Annotated in this window: 15 protein-coding genes, 1 other RNA gene and 1 riboswitch; of the genes, 12 read left to right on the forward strand and 4 right to left on the reverse strand. The window is 46.3% G+C overall.

Features of this window, described 5'->3' with window-relative positions; genetic code table 11:
- Nucleotide 1 precedes the first annotated feature (1 nt).
- Nucleotides 2–1,366: an MATE family efflux transporter gene (locus tag Y696_RS00315; RefSeq protein ID WP_006490079.1), complete on the reverse strand. Its 1,365-nt coding sequence runs from the start codon at nt 1,364–1,366 to the stop codon at nt 2–4.
- Between the two features lie 1,005 nt (nt 1,367–2,371).
- On the opposite strand from Y696_RS00315, the gene Y696_RS00325 reads away from it, so the two are divergent.
- The 4 genes from Y696_RS00325 (at nt 2,372) to Y696_RS14435 (ending at nt 6,310) form a co-directional block, all read left to right on the forward strand.
- Nucleotides 2,372–3,274: a DMT family transporter gene (locus Y696_RS00325; RefSeq protein ID WP_121509511.1), complete on the forward strand. Its 903-nt coding sequence runs from the start codon at nt 2,372–2,374 to the stop codon at nt 3,272–3,274.
- 86 nt (nt 3,275–3,360) lie between these two features.
- The gene (locus Y696_RS00330) at nt 3,361–4,746 is read left to right on the forward strand and encodes a TldD/PmbA family protein (protein WP_121509512.1); all 1,386 of its coding nucleotides are present in this window, start codon (nt 3,361–3,363) and stop codon (nt 4,744–4,746) included.
- Nucleotides 4,746–6,089 (forward strand): TldD/PmbA family protein, encoded by a 1,344-nt coding sequence (locus Y696_RS00335; RefSeq protein ID WP_014729975.1) that lies wholly within the window; start codon nt 4,746–4,748, stop codon nt 6,087–6,089. The genes Y696_RS00330 and Y696_RS00335 overlap by 1 nt, the downstream gene beginning before the upstream one ends.
- A gap of 8 nt (nt 6,090–6,097) precedes the next feature.
- Nucleotides 6,098–6,310 (forward strand): FmdB family zinc ribbon protein, encoded by a 213-nt coding sequence (locus tag Y696_RS14435; RefSeq protein WP_373561615.1) that lies wholly within the window; start codon nt 6,098–6,100, stop codon nt 6,308–6,310.
- 161 nt (nt 6,311–6,471) lie between these two features.
- Here the strand turns inward: Y696_RS14435 and glnA are convergent, their stop codons facing one another.
- Nucleotides 6,472–7,797 carry a type I glutamate--ammonia ligase gene (gene glnA, locus Y696_RS00345; RefSeq protein ID WP_121509513.1) on the reverse strand — a complete coding sequence of 442 codons (1,326 nt, stop codon included), beginning with the start codon at nt 7,795–7,797 and terminating at the stop codon, nt 6,472–6,474.
- Between the two features lie 135 nt (nt 7,798–7,932).
- On the opposite strand from glnA, the gene Y696_RS00350 reads away from it, so the two are divergent.
- From Y696_RS00350 to Y696_RS00365, 4 genes are all read left to right on the forward strand, one after another.
- Nucleotides 7,933–9,357, forward strand: a complete 1,425-nt coding sequence (locus tag Y696_RS00350) for a phosphoribosylaminoimidazolecarboxamide formyltransferase (RefSeq protein ID WP_006490086.1) — start codon at nt 7,933–7,935, stop codon at nt 9,355–9,357.
- Nucleotides 9,358–9,402: 45 nt separating this feature from the next.
- An RNA gene (ffs, locus tag Y696_RS00355) (signal recognition particle sRNA large type) lies at nt 9,403–9,664 on the forward strand.
- An 81-nt stretch (nt 9,665–9,745) separates the two neighbouring features.
- Nucleotides 9,746–10,213: a peroxiredoxin gene (locus Y696_RS00360; RefSeq protein WP_006490087.1), complete on the forward strand. Its 468-nt coding sequence runs from the start codon at nt 9,746–9,748 to the stop codon at nt 10,211–10,213.
- Nucleotides 10,214–10,257: 44 nt separating this feature from the next.
- The gene (locus Y696_RS00365; RefSeq protein WP_006490088.1) at nt 10,258–10,761 is read left to right on the forward strand and encodes a flavin reductase family protein; all 504 of its coding nucleotides are present in this window, start codon (nt 10,258–10,260) and stop codon (nt 10,759–10,761) included.
- On the opposite strand, the gene Y696_RS00370 is transcribed toward Y696_RS00365, so the two are convergent.
- Nucleotides 10,744–11,217, reverse strand: coding sequence for a hypothetical protein (locus Y696_RS00370; protein ID WP_121509514.1), 474 nt, complete (start codon nt 11,215–11,217; stop codon nt 10,744–10,746). The genes Y696_RS00365 and Y696_RS00370 overlap by 18 nt on opposite strands.
- Before the next feature lie 1,007 nt (nt 11,218–12,224).
- On the opposite strand from Y696_RS00370, the gene Y696_RS00375 reads away from it, so the two are divergent.
- Nucleotides 12,225–13,148: a DMT family transporter gene (locus Y696_RS00375; protein WP_121509515.1), complete on the forward strand. Its 924-nt coding sequence runs from the start codon at nt 12,225–12,227 to the stop codon at nt 13,146–13,148.
- A 298-nt stretch (nt 13,149–13,446) separates the two neighbouring features.
- Here the strand turns inward: Y696_RS00375 and Y696_RS00380 are convergent, their stop codons facing one another.
- On the reverse strand, nt 13,447–14,616 hold the full coding sequence (locus tag Y696_RS00380; RefSeq protein WP_121509516.1) for a sodium:proton antiporter: 1,170 nt from the start codon (nt 14,614–14,616) through the stop codon (nt 13,447–13,449).
- 35 nt (nt 14,617–14,651) lie between these two features.
- Nucleotides 14,652–14,727: riboswitch (Fluoride riboswitch) on the reverse strand.
- Nucleotides 14,728–14,777: 50 nt separating this feature from the next.
- Between Y696_RS00380 and Y696_RS00385 the strand changes: the two genes are divergently transcribed.
- The 3 genes from Y696_RS00385 to Y696_RS00395 all read left to right on the forward strand — a co-directional run bounded on the left by Y696_RS00385 (nt 14,778) and on the right by Y696_RS00395 (nt 16,961).
- Nucleotides 14,778–14,978: a hypothetical protein gene (locus Y696_RS00385; RefSeq protein WP_121509517.1), complete on the forward strand. Its 201-nt coding sequence runs from the start codon at nt 14,778–14,780 to the stop codon at nt 14,976–14,978.
- Nucleotides 14,975–15,874: a nitrilase-related carbon-nitrogen hydrolase gene (locus Y696_RS00390; RefSeq protein ID WP_121509518.1), complete on the forward strand. Its 900-nt coding sequence runs from the start codon at nt 14,975–14,977 to the stop codon at nt 15,872–15,874. The genes Y696_RS00385 and Y696_RS00390 overlap by 4 nt, the downstream gene beginning before the upstream one ends.
- Nucleotides 15,875–16,028: 154 nt before the next feature.
- Nucleotides 16,029–16,961 carry an ATP-grasp domain-containing protein gene (locus tag Y696_RS00395; protein WP_006490103.1) on the forward strand — a complete coding sequence of 311 codons (933 nt, stop codon included), beginning with the start codon at nt 16,029–16,031 and terminating at the stop codon, nt 16,959–16,961.

Here is a 16,961-nt window from a genome sequence, read left to right on the forward strand (position 1 = left end):
GTTATTCCTCCTCAACATTGAGCTCGCCTGAACGGAATATTTTCAACTCTCTAAGGTAGAAAACCAGCGAGATTGCGAAAGCAATCAAATCGGCAAGAGGGAAGGATATCCAGATGCCGTTAATCCCAAGGAAGCGCGGGATAACTAAAATCAGAGGGATAAGTATGATTATCTGCCTGAGGAGGGATAAGAAAAGTGCTGGTAAAGCCTTTCCGAGAGCCTGGAACATTCCAGATGCAATAACCTGAACTCCTATCGTGGGGGTGGCAAGGATAACTATTCTGAGTGCATAAATGGTGGACTCAATAAGCTCTGTTTCATCGGTGAAAATTGATATGAGTTGTCTCGCGAACAGAAACATGACTATTGACGAGAAAAGAGCAATCACTGTAGTAACTGCAGATGCAAGTTTGACAGACTCTCTCGCCCGTCTCATTTTTCTGGCGCCATAGTTGTATCCGACAATTGGAAGAAATCCCTGGTTTACGCCGAACATGGGCATGATAAAAACCATCAGAAGTCGGTTGATCACTCCATAAACTGCAACGGCAATATCTCCTCCGTAGAAAACCAGCGAATTGTTGAGAACCACGGCCAGAAGGCTGCCGGCTACCTGTCTTGAAAAGGCGGAGAGTCCTACCGAGACAGTCTCCCTCATGATTCTCCATTCGGGGATCAGCGATCTTAAAGAGACTCTCAGCAAGCTTTTCCCACTTAAGAAGTAGAAGAGAACATAGATTGAAGTGGCAGCTTGAGACAGAACGGTCGCCAAAGCCGCGCCCCTTATTCCCATATTTAGAGAGAATATGAAAATCGGGTCAAGTATAATATTGAGAACGGCAGAGATCAGCATTGCGGCCATTGCTATTTTCGGTTTTCCTTCGGCCCTCACCACATGATTCATAGCCATGCCGAAAGAAAAGAAAGCGCTTCCAAGAAGTATTATACCCAGGTATTCTCTTGCATACGGAATTATGGCTTCACTAGCACCGAGCATTATAAGCAGCTGATCTAAAAAGAACTGTCCTAGGAGAGTCATTACCAATCCGAAGGCGAGCGAGAAGACCATTACGTTTCCGGCGGCTCGTCTCGCCTTTTCGTGGTCCCTTTCACCCAGTGCCCTCGATATCACTGAAGCGCCACCGATTCCGAACATTTGAGCGAATGCCATAACGAATATTTGAACAGGCAAGGCGATCGAGATGCCTGCGATTCCCATCGATCCGACACCTTTTCCAACAAAGATTGTGTCAACAAAGTTATACATAGCCTGGACAAGCATCCCAATAGTAGCAGGCAAAGAGAGACTTAGAAGAAGCCTCCCAATCTTTTCTTCACCGAGCATCTTATGTATGTCTTTTGCCATAACTCACCTCACAGATGGTTGCACATTCAACTATTATAGTCCGAAGCAATATCAAATGCTGTCGTTTGCCTCCTGGAGAGAAGTTCCGGTTTGAGAAAGTAGAATTGAAAGTCGTTGTTCGTAAGCGGTCCCACCGTCCTTGGTCCTTAATGAATAGCAGTCGCAAGTTGTCTGTTCCAAGTTGCGAACCCTAAAGTAAAGAAACGTCAAATGCCGTCATTCCGACAAAGCTCCTGGTCGGAATCTTGATGCTCTTGCTTCATTACTTCAACCAAGAACGAAGAACCTGGACGCGGAGCGTCGGAACGAAGCACGGGTTTTTTCTTCGGAGAAGGGAGAACCGCTCAACGGTCAACCAGTTTCTCTTGCTCTTACGAACCCCAACCTCCCACCCCGAACCACGCTTCAAAAGTGCAGGTCCCGAAACAAGTTCGGGATGACCGTAATTAGAGGCCCCACACAGGCTAGTAACGGCTCTTTCCAGCGATCAACGGTTCTTTGCTTTTCAGCGAACAGCGGATCTAAAATTCGAGATCCCGTGCAAATACATCACGGGATGACGAAGTTAATGTATTCAGGGCAGGCTCAGCGGGATGACAACTGACGGTTATTGCGAGAATGCGAGATGGGTATGACAGCGTTTGCTGATTCCAAAGACGAAATAATTCGTCATGCTGAACTTGTTTCAGCATCCCGGTTCTGAGAGACGTTTAGCGCTGCTCTTTAACGCTTAGTGAATCCGTAGAACGAATAACAGATCCTCGCTCTGGAACGAAAAACAGGTCTTTTCTTCGGAGAACCACTAAACTCGGTCAACCAGTTTCTCTTGCTCTTACGAACCCCCGACCTCCGACCCCCAACCACGGTCTTACAACTCCCCTGACTTTCCTCTTTCCAACCTGCCACGCCCAACCTCCAACCCCGCGAAAGTCTAATACTTGTCTACTTTGAGCTTCTGATGTATTCTTCTTCCATGGGGATTGAAGCAGAATCGGCAGGTGAATTATGAACCGGAGTAAAGAGAGGTCTTCTGGAACAAAGTCCGTGATCTTATTGATTCTTACCGGTCTTCTTTGGAGCACCGGAGGTCTCTTGATCAAGAACGTCGACTCAAATCCTCTTGCGATATCGGGGATCAGGAGCATGATTGCATCCCTGGTAATACTCGTTGCCCTTGGAAGACCGAAATTCACATGGTCCCTGTCACAGATAGCCTCTGCCCTCTCTTATTCGGCCACGGTGATTCTCTTTGTTTCGGCAAACAAGATGACAACGGCTGCAAATGCTATTCTGCTTCAATCGACTGCGCCTATATATGTTGCTCTGTTGAGTGTATGGATATTGAAGGAGAGGGCGAAGCTCCTCGACTGGGTTACCATTATTATGGTCTTTGGCGGTATGGCCCTCTTCTTCTTTGAAAGCCTGGACAGCAGGGGAATGACGGGAAATATTCTGGCGGTTGCCAGTGGAGTTACCTTCGCTCTTTTCAACATCTTCATGAGGCTTCAGAAGGATGGTTCACCTTTGGAGTCAGTGCTTCTAGGGAACATACTGACGGCTGCGATCGGAGTGCCTTTCATTGTGGGATCTCTACCGAGTCCTTCCGGATGGATCAGCCTCTTTATTTTGGGCGTGGCACAACTGGGATTATCGTATGTTTTCTACTCTGAGGCAATCAAACATTCCACAGCCCTAGAGGCCATTTTGATTCTCATGATTGAACCCATTCTCAGTCCCGTTTGGGTCTTTTTGTTCATGGGAGAGATTCCCGGTAGGCTTCCCATGATTGGAGGAGCCGTAGTCATAGGTGCCATTGCGATTAGGTTTGTTCTTAGAAATCTCGCCGGCAGACCGATTTTCCTTAAATATGGAGTTCCCAGGAGATCCAGAAGGAGAAATTCCACCTAACCTTATATTTCATTTCCTTTGTTAAGACCTCAATCTCGAAAATGTTGTAGAATTGTAAGAATACCTAACAAGATTGGAGGTGCATCATGCATTCAGATGAAGCATACTCCGCAGTTATCAACAAGATACTGTCTGGCGGAGCGGATTTTGCAGAGATCTTTTTGGAAGAGAGATATACGGGAAGTATAAACATGGTTCAAGGTGAAGTAGAAGGTAGCGTGTCGGGGAAATTATTCGGAGCGGGGTTACGTGCCTTTAAAGGTACTAGAAGCATCTATGCTTACACAAACGAACTTTCGCTCGATGGTCTCATGAAAGTTGCAGAAAGGCTGAGGGCCGTTATAAGTCAGGATAGGGTCGCGGATTCAGTTATTGATTTTAGAAATGAAGAGTTTGTTGACGTCTGTCCAGTTCTCTTTTCACCGAATAATGTACCGAAAAAAGAGAAGGTAAGAGTTATGCAACTTGCCCATGAAGGAGCATCGACCTTCGCTTCGACAATATCTCAGGTTGTCGTGAATTTCGTTGAATACGATCAGAACGTCTGGATCTACAATTCCGAAGGCGTGAAGGCGCATGATCGCCGTGTAAGGACGAGACTAGCGATATCGGCTGTCGCCACAAAAGACGGACAAATGGAAAGTGGTTTCTACGGACCGGGAGCAGCAATGGGCTTTGAGTTCTTTAATATGGTCGATCCCAGGGCCGCCGGAGAAAGGGCCGCAAGAATCGCAGACAGAATGGTAAGGGCGGAGTTTGCTCCTGCTGGACGAATGCCTGTGATAATCTCCAACGAGTTTGGAGGAGTAATATTCCACGAGGCCTGCGGCCATGCGCTCGAAGCTACGGGAGTAGCCAAAGGCGCATCTGTATTTGCCGGTAAGCTCGGTCAGAAGATAGCAAATGAATGTGTGTCTGCTGTAGACGATCCAACAATTCCCAATGCCTGGGGATCGGCAAATGTTGACGATGAAGGTACTCCGACAAGGAGAAACTTACTGATCGATAAAGGAGTTCTAAAAAGCTACATGATCGATCGCCTTGGTGGAATAAAGATGAAAATGAAACCTACTGGAAGCGCAAGAAGACAGGATTACACGTTTGCGCCGACATCGAGAATGAGCAATACGTTCCTTCTTCCCGGAGAGTACTATCCCGAGGAGATAATAGCTGCCACAGACTACGGTCTCTACGCGAAGTCTCTCGGCGGGGGATCGGTTATGCCTTCCACGGGTGAATTCAACTTTGCGGTAAAGGAAGGATACATGATAGAGAAGGGAAGGATAACCAGAGCGGTAAGGGGTGCGACACTTATCGGAAAGGGCAATGAGGTCCTTACGAAGATTGATATGGTTGGCAACGATCTCGAACGGGGGCAGGGTATGTGCGGGTCGATCTCGGGTTCGATCCCGGCCGATGTGGGCCAGCCAACCGTAAGAGTTTCTGAACTGATTGTTGGGGGGCGAAATTGATGGATTTCAATACCTTTGCCGACAAGGCTTTCAAAATCTCCAAAGAAAAGGGCTTTGATGAAGCCGAGATCTATTACTCGAAAGGTGGAGAATTTCAGTTAAGCTCTCTGAATGGAGAAATCGATTCATACACGGATGCCAGTTCGATAGAGGTTTACTTCAGAGGCCTCAAGAACGGAAAGATCGGCACGGCATTTTCAGAGATTCTAAGCGAAGAGGCGGCGACACTGCTGGTCGAAGAGGCTTTTGAGAACTGCTCAATAGCGAGCGGAGAGGATGTCTATATCTTCCATGATGGAACTGGTGAGTACCGTGACTTTGAAGGTTATTCAGGAGCCTTCCAGAAAAAGACCGTGAAGGAAAAGATCGATACCGTGGTATCTCTGGAGAAGCTGGCTCTCGAATACGACAAAAGGATCGTGATGGTTCCGACATGCAGGACTGCCGATACCTGGTCGGAAGTAACCATAATCAATACACTTGGACTGAATAGGCGGTACAAGAGCGACGGCGGATTTGCAGTTGTCGTGAGTCTTGCAGGCGATGAGAAATCCAAGAAGACGGGTTTCAGTTTCTCTCTTGTCAGAACGCCTGAAGAGCTGGATGTGAAAGGAGTCGCTGAAGAGGCTTCAAAAAGAGCCATAGATCAACTTGGCGCGAGAAATGTGAAGAGTGGAAAGTACAGAGTCGTTTTCAGGAACGACGTTTTCGGGCAGCTTTTCGGAACTTTCACCTCTATGTACTCGGCGGACAACGTTCAAAGAGGCCTTTCCGTCTTGAAAGGAAAAATGGGGACCGTAATTGGATCAAGCAAGCTTACGGTGTACGATGATCCCTTCCTTTCCGAGAGTCCTTACAGTAAGCCATTTGACGACGAAGGAGTGCCGACGCGTAAAAAAGCGCTTGTTGAGAAAGGCGAGTTGAAGACTTTCCTGTATGACTTGAGAACGGCCGCGAAAGACGGTACGAAGTCCACGGGGAACTCCGTAAGGGGTACTTACAGATCAAAGCCTTCAATAGCCCCAGTGAACACTGTTGTTAGATCGGGAGACTTGAGTTTCGATGCACTCCTCGAAAGTATGGGCGAAGGCATTCTGGTCACTGATCTTACCGGTCTTCATTCCGGCACGAATCAGGTTTCGGGCGAATTTTCGCTTGGAGCGAGCGGCTTTTTCGTGAAGGACGGGAAGATAAGTAATCCCATAGAGCAATTTACGATATCTTCGAACATATTGAAGGTCTATAGTGGCATTTTAGAAGTTGGCAGCGACTCGGTTTCATCTATCTATCGTGTGAGTTCTCCTTCGGTCTTAATAGATGAGATCGATGTGGCTTCTGAATAATTACGGAGGTGATTCTTTTGCCCTTATACAGGTTTGTCTGCGAAAAATGTGGTCACGAAGAGAGTCTTCTTTTGGGGATGAGCGCTACGGTGCCTCCCTGTGAAAAATGCGGGGGGATTCTCTCAAAGCAGATAACTAATATTTCGAGCTTCGGATCATCCTCGAGTTCCGATAGCTGCGGCTCATGCTCCGGCGGAAGCTGTTCAACCTGCGGACACTGATTCTTTCGGACATTTAAGTGCCCGGATAATCTGCCCGGGCACTTCTGTTTCAGTAAATCCGAATGAATTCACTTGACTTCAGGATAATTTGACTGAAAATCTAAATTCATCGAGAAAAGTTAGACTGCTTTTATCCTTCCAACCTCTTGGTGAGACTTTCCTCAATACAGCTCCAGATACTTACTGATCTCCCAGTCGGTGACCGAAGCGCAGAATTCGCTCCATTCGCCCTCTTTTGATCTGACAAAGGTGTTGAATATATGATCGCCAAGTGTCGACCTGACGAATTCGCTGTTTCTGGTAAACTCAAGAGCATTGATCAAAGTCCCTGGAAGGTTTTCTATCATCAGTTCCTTTCTTCTCGAGCCTTTCATCTTGAAAATATTCTCATCGACTGGATTAGGCGGGTCGATCCTCTTCTCAACACCGTCCAGACCGGCGGCAAGAGTCAATGCTAACGCAAGATAAGGATTGCATGTGGGATCGGGACTTCTGAATTCCAGCCTTGTTCCTTCTCCCCTTGTGCTGGGTATTCTGATCATTGCGCTCCTGTTTCCCAGCGCCCAAGAGATATTCACGGGGGCCTCGTATCCAGGTGTAAGTCTCTTATAACTGTTTATAGTTGGATTTGTGACGGCGGTAATCTCTTTTGCGTGTGAGATGATTCCCCCGACGAAACTCAGAGCGGTTTGGCTTAACCCGTGGTCTTTTGAGGAATCGTAAAAGGCATTGTTGCCGTCCGAGAAGAGGCTCATATGGATATGCATTCCCGATCCGTTGACGCCCGAAAAGGGCTTCGGCATAAACGTGGCATGAAATCCGTCGGCTATAGCTATCGTCTTTACAACCCATTTGAATGTCTGAATATTATCTGCGGTTTTCAGTATGTCAGTGTATCTGAAGTCAATTTCGTGTTGTGAAGGGGCCACCTCATGATGTGCCGCCTCAACTTCAAACCCCATTTCCTGAAGAGAAAGCACGATCTGTTTCCTTACCTCCTCACCTCCATCAACTGGAAGGAGGTCGAAATAACTTCCCGTATCCAGAAATGCTCCGATCGGTTTTCCACGGTCATGGTCTCTCTTGACTATAAAGAATTCTGGTTCAGGACCGGCGTAAGTCTCAAACCCCATACTCTTGGCTCGCTGGATAACTCTCTTCAAAACATATCTTGGATCTCCCTCAAATGGTGTACCGTCAGGTTTGTAGACATCACAGATGAGTCTTATAGTTTTTCCCTGACAGTTGTCCCAGGGAAGGAAGGCGAAAGTCGAAAGATCCGGCCGTAGGTACATGTCGGACTCCTCGATTCGCACAAAGCCGTCGATTGAGGATCCGTCGAACATTGCACCCTTTTCCAGAATTGTAGGCAGCATTCTTGCAGGAACTTCCACATTCTTCAGCATACCGTTTATATCGGTTATCTGAAGCCTGACGAAACCAATTTCTCCAGATTCGCATTTCTGAATCAATTCTTTTTCAGTCATGTTACTCCCCCGCTATCCTTGCCCGACCCAAGGGCATGAGATACTAAAGTATACGCCAAACTGATAACATTATAAATTATTAGTTGAATTTTTCAGGGATTGATTGATGATAAACTAATCACATGGAGGTGCCCGATGAACATAAAGCGTGCCTTTGTCAGCGTACATGACAAGTCAAGAGTGGAAAAGATCGCTGGATATCTAGTCTCGAACGGTGTAGAAATCGTCGCCACTGATCATACCGCGGAATACCTTATGGATCATGGTGTCGAGGCAATAAAGGTCGCTGATTACACTGGGTTTCCTTCGATATTCGACGGAAGGCTGAAAGCTATCCACCCAAAGATTATAGGTGGAATTCTTGCGATCCAGGATCTTCCTGCCCATATTGAGGAAATGAGAGAACATTCGATTTTGCCTTTCGACATGATAGTTATGAATCTCAAGCCTTTTGAGTCCGCTGTAAAGGAATCACCGGATGAGTCTAATCTCTCAAAAGAGATCGATATCAGTGGACCGGCCCTGCTGATGGCGGGCGCCAAGAACCACAGGGACATTGTAGTCATATCCGATCCCATGGATTATGATGAAGTGATTGACAGTTTAGAGGACTGTGGAGATGTTCCCCTTCTTAAAAGAAGAAGATACGCTCTTAAGGCGATCTACGCTGCCTTGCTTTACAATTCTTCCATTCATAAGGCGTTATCGCAGATTTTTGCTTCCGAGAAATACGACTATACGGTCATGGAACACGTTATGCAGCTGCTTTACGGGGACAACCCCTCTCAGAAGGCTCATTTGCTAAAGCTTACGAAGGAACCTGGTCTGCTTGATGAGGTTCAGATCGGTAATCCCGCCATTGGACTCAAAAAGTCTCAGCTGAGAAACATTAATGTTTTCATGGAGCTTTATTACTACAGCGACAACATTTCGCTTTTCCTTGATAAAGGTAAGATCACAAAAGTCTTTGCGGGCAAGGTACCGGACGATTTTTCCATGGGCGGTCCCGATACGATGTTTGCTTCGACCTTTGCCATCGATGGTGATACTTTGAAGAGACTGAGTGACAATGGCGTAGAAGCTTTTGGAGGCGTTTTCGACCGCGATGCCATACGCGCTGCAAGAGAGAGAGATATAATGATACTGACCGTACCGGCCCATGAAGCGGTGACACTATCGAAGGAAACTTATTCGGGCTTCGGGAACTATTTTGTAAGAGAACTCACATTCGAGATGAAGAAGTATGACCTTGATACAGACGGAAGGCTCGCTCTCTATTGTTCACGCGTGAACAGGGCGAACAATTTCTCAATTTTCAAAGACGGTGAGAGTATTCTTCTCAAGAGCGGTTTGAGTTACGAAGAACTTCAGAGTTACGATTTCGGCAGTCATGATTTGAGGGATTCTGTAATGGCTTCTGACAATGATTTGACCGACGATCTGATAGTAAGAATACTTGCCTCCGGGGTTAGACAGATAATCCTTCCCGGTACGAAAAGAACCTATTCGAACAGAAACATTCTAGTGCTTGGAATAGACTTCACCAGACTGAACAACTAGAGATCACTTGAAAGCTGAGAAAGCAGAATATATAATGTATATACACCATGCTAGGTGGGGAGCTGGCGGTTCCCTGTACCCGAAATCCGCCATACGCGGGGCCGAATGCCTTTTGAGGCTTTGCCGGTTTGGTGTCGGTTTGTCTAAAGGTGTTGAGGATTGAGTCCTGCGCAACGGGAACTTGCGAACCTGGTCAGGTCCGGGAGGAAGCAGCCATAAGCGAGCGCTCTCGTGTGCCGCGGGGTTGCTCAGTCTGAGCCGGAAGGCAAATACGGCCAGGTCGGGAATGTCGATGGAGGATGCATGGTGTTTCTTCTTCTATGTATCGCACCTAATCATCTGTTAGAATTAATATGACAATAATAGACGGTTTTAGGAGGTACATGGGATGTTATTAAAAGGAGAAAAGGCGATAGACTTCTCACTATTCGGTTCGGATCTTAAGGAATACAAACTCAACGAATATCTAGGAAAGAAAGTTGTACTCGTTTTCTACCCCGGTGCGTTCACGAGTGTATGTCAAAAGGAACTATGTACATTCAGAGATTCTCTTGCGAACTTTGAGAGCCTTAACGCTACAATTCTCGGGATAAGTATGGACAGCCCTTTTGCCAACAAAGCTTTCAAGGAGCAAAATTCCCTTTCCTTTCAGCTTCTCTCAGATATTGGAGGAGAAGTATCCGGGAAGTACGGCGGCGTGCATCAGGACTTTGCCGGCGTAAGGGGTCTCACTGTTTCAAAGAGAGCCGTATTTATTGTGAATAAAGACGGAAAGATTTCCTACACATGGGTTTCAGACGATCCCAGAGTTGAGCCAGATTATGCAGAAATCTCGAATCATCTTAAGAAGATTTAGCGATGGGGGGATAACCCCCACCGTTTTTGTTAGAGGAGGTTAGTATGACAGAATTCAGCTTTCCGGAGCACTCGACGGAGCTTCTTGAAACCCTCAGGGACGGGAGAGTTCTGATCGGAGTAACAGATGGCGTTGAAACGAACCTGATAACCGTTGGCTGGGGTTTCCTGGGTTACACATGGAATCGACCTGTCTTCATTGCCATGATAAGGCCCAGCAGATTCACGCACGATTTTTTCAGAAGCAGCGACGGATTCTCGGTCAATTTCATGTCAGCAAAGTGGCAGGAGGCTCTGGATTTCTGTGGAACAAGAAGCGGAAAGTATTTCGACAAGTTCAAGGAAACCGGATTGACTGCTAGAGAGGGGCTGTCACCTTCAATAGTCGTAGTAGATGAGGCTGACAAAGTTTTGGAGTGTCGCGTTGTTTCAAAGGAAGCGTTGACGCCTTTGGCTCTGAATGGTAGTATAGCCAGCACATTCTATGGCGATAATTCTTATCATTCGCTCATCTTCGGCGAAATTACAGATTCATACACTCTTCCTTGAGAATACTCCTACAAAGAATGTGAGCAAGAGAGAGGCTACTAGAATTGACCAGAGAATGTATGACGACCAGTTGGGAGTCTGGAGGCTCAACTTCAGAGAAGAGTCCAGCAGAAGAATATCTCTTGCGAAAATCAGGGAGATTACGGCTTGAAAGGAAGACAGGAATCCTAGAACGAGGTTCCAATTCCTTATTCCCGCGCTCAGTGAAGTAATCAACGCAAAAACGTAGATAAAGAATGAAATAGGCGCGAACACTATTCCTGCGATGAAGATAGGCCTAATCGAGTCTGCATCTTGCACAATGTTCGTCGACATTTGGTTTGCCGTGACTATCAAAACTATCGAAAGCAAACCAACTATGACACCTGCGGCCGTAAAGTATTTGTAAGCCTTTTCCTTTCTGCGAGCATATGCAACGCTTATTGCCCCGCGATCTCTCTTCTTCAAATGAATCACCCAGACAGCTTTTTAGAAAACTAAAACGGCTTAAAGCCGCAAAACACACATTATTTCTGCATTAACTCTAACGAATAAATCTTGCAGAAACATTATCATTATACTGCAATTTATAGTGATTATCAAAAACTAATTTAGAACCAATAATTGTATCGTTTATGCCTATGCATTCGCTTGACTTTAATGCTTATTTTCTTTTCCTCTTCGTAGAGAAAAGTTCAGGACTGCTTCAAGTGAAACAAGTGATCTTCTCTCCGGGTATTTTTTGTTAGGGAAAGGCATCTTCATGGGTAGAAAAACCTTGAGAGGCTCAGTTTGAAGACATCATTGAACAGGTATAAGGAAATTTCTCTTTAAGATAAGAAACTTAAAAGAGCTTTCACTGGGTGAGATTCCCGTGCTGATATGATCAAACCACAAAATTCAGCAAAGGCCTTATTTTTTCCAGTTCTTCTATTCCGATCCCTCGATTGAAAATCTTCAAGGTCACATTTGTCTGCCAGATCGCCAGAAATCATCTAGCTCAGATTGTTGTGCGGTTTTCTGGAAGCTCGAGAAGGGATAGGCATGACGAAGCGCATACTGATTATCACACTGCTGGTAATTCTCTTGACCTTATCTTCTTGTGTAAAAAAGGATCAGCATCTCATAACCCTTACTGCAAATCCTGCAGAGGTCTGAACAAGGGACCTCTTTGCTGCGGTTGCGAGACAGCCTTTGGGATTGATTGCATAGTTATGCGTGTTGGCAAACTATCACCAGTTCTTACTTGCCTGGTGCAGAATACGATGTAAGACAGAGATCAAATGACACTTCAGCAAAGCTTTCCCTAACTTCATGCATGTGCTGCAGTATATCATCGAAGCCCTTATTGCTGCGTAAACTGGGATCTTGATTTTCATATGACGGGTGTCACTAAAGAATTTTCGGGACCATCTCAATGATTGTTCATGTTTAGCCCCGCTCATTTTGCAGTTCACCTTACATTTTTAGTGTAGACTAATTTCATGGATATTTTGAAAAAGAAGTGGATGGCGGCCTTGACCGCGGTATTCTGCTCTATTCTCTGGGGCAGTGCTTTTCCCGTGCTGAAACTAAGCTACGAGGAAATGTCTATAGCTCCGGACGACGTTTCAGCCAAACTTGTCTTTGCGGGAATTCGGTTTCTGGGGGCCGGTATCATGGTGCTCATGCTTTCAATACCCCTTGGTAGAAAGGGTAGAACAAGATTCGCGAAGAAGGACTACCTCCATTTGCTGGCGCTCGGAACACTACAGACTTTTCTACTTTACTTCTTCTTCTATAACGGGCTGAGCTACACGACGGGTATGAAGTCTTCAATAATAATGGCAGGAGAGAACTTTCTCGTTATTCTTCTTGCTCATTACATGTACAAGAATGACCGTTTGAGCTGGAAAAAGACGCTTGGTATGATACTGGGATTCGTCGGTGTTTTCCTTGCAAATTTTGAAGTCGGCTTTACTTTGAGCTTCGTATTTCTGGGAGACGGATTCATGTTGATCGCGGCGACTATCGGTGCATTCGGCACCATGTATGCCAAATGGATGTCAGCTAGGCGATCTCCCTTTCTCGTGTCGGGATGGCAGCTTTCGATCGGCGGCTTTCTTCTCCTGATTGCAGGCTTTCCCGGGATGAAAGAGGATTCGCTTGTTTTCACACTGAAGGGAAATCTCCTTCTGGTATATTCTATGTTTCTTTCGGCCATAGCCTTTTCCTTATGGTATGCGATTCTCAGCTTTCACAAAGCCGGTGAGATCACTATGTTTCGTTTCGTGATCCCGGTGGCCGGTGTCTTTCTCTCGGCAGCCTTTATTCCGGGAGAGGTTCTAAATCCGTACATGGCATTTGCCCTCGTATTGGTTTCGGCCGGTATAGTGGTTGTCAACTGGAGGAACAGGGGAGTCTCATAAGATAATTCCGCTTGATAAATTCGAATACCGCTCTGGAAATTCACATCGTGTTGCTGTGGGTTCTTTACGAGCCGTGACCCCGCCCTATCACCAAATAGAAATGCAAGCGATTTTTTTCGAGCAGAATCATTCCGGCAGAAAGATGCGGCGAAGAAAAGAAAACTGAAGGAAGACGACTCAATTCTAATTTTAACGTAACTAGGTAAAGGATAGCCGACGGCTTCTGACGAATCTAGAACAGTCTTTACATTTGCATATAACGAGAAAGATGGTCGAAGAGAAAACTGAATGGATTCTCTCAACTGGTTTTCGCAAACCTTCTTGCAGCGAGTCTTATGCCAATGGCGCCAAGGGGGGCCGTTGTAAGGATCGATAGAACCGAAACCGAGAGTATCACATCTCCGTAAGCTACTCCCATTGCTAAGGGTATTCCTCCAACTGCAGCCTGAACTGTGGCTTTGGGCAGATAGGAAATCATGCAGAAGAGTCTTTCGCGGATATCCAGTTTCGAACCGAGAGTGGCCGCCAGAACTCCTGCGCTTCTAAATATGAGCCCAAGTAGAATTACGAGCAGTCCCATAAGCCAGGAGTCGCCTATCGCACTTATGTTGACACTTGCGCCAACCAGAACGAATAAGAATATTTCTGCGACAACCCAGATTCTCTCCATCTTCCCCGCAATCCTGTCGGCGGCTACCGGAAGTCTCTCTCGAAGTACGAAACCTATCGCCATCACTCCCAGGAGAGTTGCTGCCGGGAGTACTTCCTCGAGCTTATGGAAGACGAATGCAACAGATAGGATCAAGAGAACCTTCTTGGTGTCCCTGATATGGAATCTCTTGAACAGCAAGCTGAAGAGAAACCCAATTATCGCCCCAAGAGATATTCCGAGAACAATCTCTACCGGCACCATAAGAAAAGACATTCCGATACTGACGTCCTGTCCTCCCTCAATTCCCAAAAACACTGTAAAGAGTGTAATGGCCACAACGTCGTCTATTGAAGCTGCCGCAAGAATTGTAGAAGGTATTTCGTTTCTCTTTCCGAAATCCCTTTCTTTCAGTCTCAGCATCTCGGGAACTACTACCGCAGGCGACACCGCCGCAATAATGAAGCCTAGCATTCCGCCTTGAATGAGGCTGAGATTCAGCAGGAAGTGAGCCACTACCATAATTGAGAAACCTTCGAAGAGGCCAGGAAGAAAACTAAGACGAAGAGCCAGGGGACCTATCTTCTTAATGATTCTCCTGTTCAATCCGAGACCGGCACGCATAAGTATGACTATCAGCGCGAGCAGCCGGACTTCATCGGAAATTGAGAGCAATGATGGGTCTATGAGATTCATTCCACCCGGTCCCAAAGCTATCCCAAGCAAGACCAGGCCTATCAGACCGGGAAGACAAATTCTTTCAAAGAGGGAAAGTACCACGATCGAGAGAATCACTATAAGGGAGATGCTAAGAATCATATGTTCCTCCAGAGTCAAGCAAAACCAGGCTACGAATTTTGGTAGAAGCTATCAGCTGGTGGCGGTTCTGGAGGATTGTTCTCCAAGGCAAGCTTCATTGCCTAGAGAATTATATAGTTTATGCGTTATACTGTCAATGACCAGTGAACGGAGGTGATTTCTTGAACACTTTTCTAGCCATTGTTGGCGCATTGTTCCTGCTTTATCTTGCAATTAGGTTCTTCCCTGCGCTGATAATGATTGTAGCCGGCGTAGGAGTGGTATTGATAGTGATTTTTGCCATGGCAGGTCTTGTTGTTTTCTTCTTGCCGATCTTATTGGTTGTTGGTCTAATACTGGTTATTGTTAAACTTGCGTCATGAAAGACACTGATTTTACTGCAATACAGGTCTGGTTTGATCAGGATTCATTTGGAGAAGAGGCATTTCGCAGAAAGATGAGAGACTATGTGGCCGAGGCTTCTCTGTTATGGAAGGGAACGAAACACATTGTGGTCTTCCCCGAGTTTTTTGCGACCTTTCTTTACCCATCCTTCAGGAAGCTGAGCTTCGAGGAGACGACGGCAAAGACTCTTGCCTTATATGCGATTAAGAACATGGGACTTTCCTTCAACCCCCTCAAGAAGGCTTTTCTGAGGGACGCTCTTGTGATCGAAGCTTACTATCATGATGTCTTTCAAAGCGTGGCAAAGGAATTTGGAGCCTATCTTCTTGCGCCTTCGATACTGCTTCCGATTGTCGACACGGAATCGGAGAAAGGGAGATTCATCCGGGGCGATAAGCTATACAACCTCGCCTACTTCTTCAACCCTTCGGGAAAGGTTGTAGCAAGGGCTTTCAAGCACAATTTAACCAAGGCCGAGAGTTCCATTATCTTTTCCAGAGGAGAGCAAGAGCTTAACGTCGTGCACACGGAGATAGGAGTAATTGGCATTGCAATCTGCTACGACATGTTCTTCCAGAGTGAAATAGAGAAATTGGATGCCTCAGGTTGTGAGGCAGTTCTTGTTCCTTCGTGCAACTTTGCCCTGTGGAAGGGAAGACTGAGTGACTCGACGCAGGAGAGGATATGGTTTCGTGACGGGCCGATCAAGGCATCATCAGGTAGAGAGAAGATTCGCTATCTTGTAAATCCAATGGCGACTGGAATTGTCGGCAGAGATAGGGCGCAGGGGAGATCTTCCATATGGTACGGAGGAAGGGCACTTGCCGTTGCCAGAGAATTCGATAGGGAAGAAATACTAAACGTTACGACTTAAGGCGATGCGCATTATCAGCAACATATATAACAGTCTAACATACTTTCTAGACTGGTTTTTCCCTTCCAGTGATACTCATTTTAAAAGTCAAAAATCTGGAGTGTGTACAATTCTTTTGTAGTGATACTTCTAAGATATACCAAGGAGGAATGTTATGAGAATTACTGTCGTTCATGATGCGCCGCTCGATCTTCATCATGAAAAGATGGTCAATAGTGTCGTGAACTCGCTTGAGAAGAGCTTCGAAGTTGATTCGAGACCATTTGAGATCGATGCTGTCGGCAGACTTAGAGGCACCGATCTCGTATTCAATCTCACTACCGCCATGGGCAATACCGAGAGGCAGGTCCATCTTCCGGCCGTCCTGGATCTTCTGGGCATACCCTTCACCGGCTCGGGCACTACGGCCAACGCTCTTTGTATAAACAAGACGCTCACAAAGTTAATCATGAAGGCCTGTGGAATATCCACTCCCGAATTCTTTTCGGTACGTCCCGGAGAAACTGCCGACAACCTGCCGTTCAGTCCGGCGATCGTCAAACCCGTTAAGGAAGGAGGCGCAAAGGGTATCTGGGAGGACTCGGTTGTGGAAAGCGTTGATGACATGCAGAAAGCGGTTTCACGTATTCACGAGAGATTTGAACAGGCCGCTCTCGTCGAGAGATTCATTGAAGGAAGGGAGTTCACAGTTGGGATTGTTGGCAATGAAGTTCTTCCAATCATGGAGATAGATTTCTCGTCACTGCCAGATCACCTTGAAACCTTCTATTCCTACAGGGTGAAACAGTTCCACGGTGACGAGACGAATTACATCTGTCCCGCGAAGATCTCGCGGAGAGAGGAAACAGTTATAAGAGAGTTTTCGATGAGAGTCTTCCAGGTGCTCGATCTAAAGGACTATTGTCGTATCGATTTGAAGATCGACGACGAAGGTAATATCTACTTCCTGGAGGTCAATTCCCTTCCTCTCCTTGTTCCGGACTACTCCGATATCGTTAAGATGGCCGAGACCAGAGGGTGGAGCTACGAAGATCTCATTAAGAGGATCGTCGCTTCAGCAATCCGTAGATACGGACTCGGGGAATGA

This window comes from Mesotoga sp. H07pep.5.4 (genome assembly GCF_003664935.1).
Taxonomy (GTDB): Bacteria; Thermotogota; Thermotogae; order Petrotogales; family Kosmotogaceae; genus Mesotoga; species Mesotoga prima.

Bases quoted from the DNA above. Each gene is read 5' to 3' on its own strand.
- Y696_RS00315 (WP_006490079.1), bottom strand. From the start codon at position 1,366: ATGGCAAAAGACATACATAAGATGCTCGGTGAAGAAAAGATTGGGAGG.
- Y696_RS00325 (WP_121509511.1), top strand. From the start codon at position 2,372: ATGAACCGGAGTAAAGAGAGGTCTTCTGGAACAAAGTCCGTGATCTTA.
- Y696_RS00330 (WP_121509512.1), top strand. From the start codon at position 3,361: ATGCATTCAGATGAAGCATACTCCGCAGTTATCAACAAGATACTGTCT.
- Y696_RS00335 (WP_014729975.1), top strand. From the start codon at position 4,746: ATGGATTTCAATACCTTTGCCGACAAGGCTTTCAAAATCTCCAAAGAA.
- glnA (WP_121509513.1), bottom strand. From the start codon at position 7,797: ATGACTGAAAAAGAATTGATTCAGAAATGCGAATCTGGAGAAATTGGT.
- Y696_RS00350 (WP_006490086.1), top strand. From the start codon at position 7,933: ATGAACATAAAGCGTGCCTTTGTCAGCGTACATGACAAGTCAAGAGTG.
- Y696_RS00360 (WP_006490087.1), top strand. From the start codon at position 9,746: ATGTTATTAAAAGGAGAAAAGGCGATAGACTTCTCACTATTCGGTTCG.
- Y696_RS00365 (WP_006490088.1), top strand. From the start codon at position 10,258: ATGACAGAATTCAGCTTTCCGGAGCACTCGACGGAGCTTCTTGAAACC.
- Y696_RS00375 (WP_121509515.1), top strand. From the start codon at position 12,225: ATGGATATTTTGAAAAAGAAGTGGATGGCGGCCTTGACCGCGGTATTC.
- Y696_RS00380 (WP_121509516.1), bottom strand. From the start codon at position 14,616: ATGATTCTTAGCATCTCCCTTATAGTGATTCTCTCGATCGTGGTACTT.
- Y696_RS00390 (WP_121509518.1), top strand. From the start codon at position 14,975: ATGAAAGACACTGATTTTACTGCAATACAGGTCTGGTTTGATCAGGAT.
- Y696_RS00395 (WP_006490103.1), top strand. From the start codon at position 16,029: ATGAGAATTACTGTCGTTCATGATGCGCCGCTCGATCTTCATCATGAA.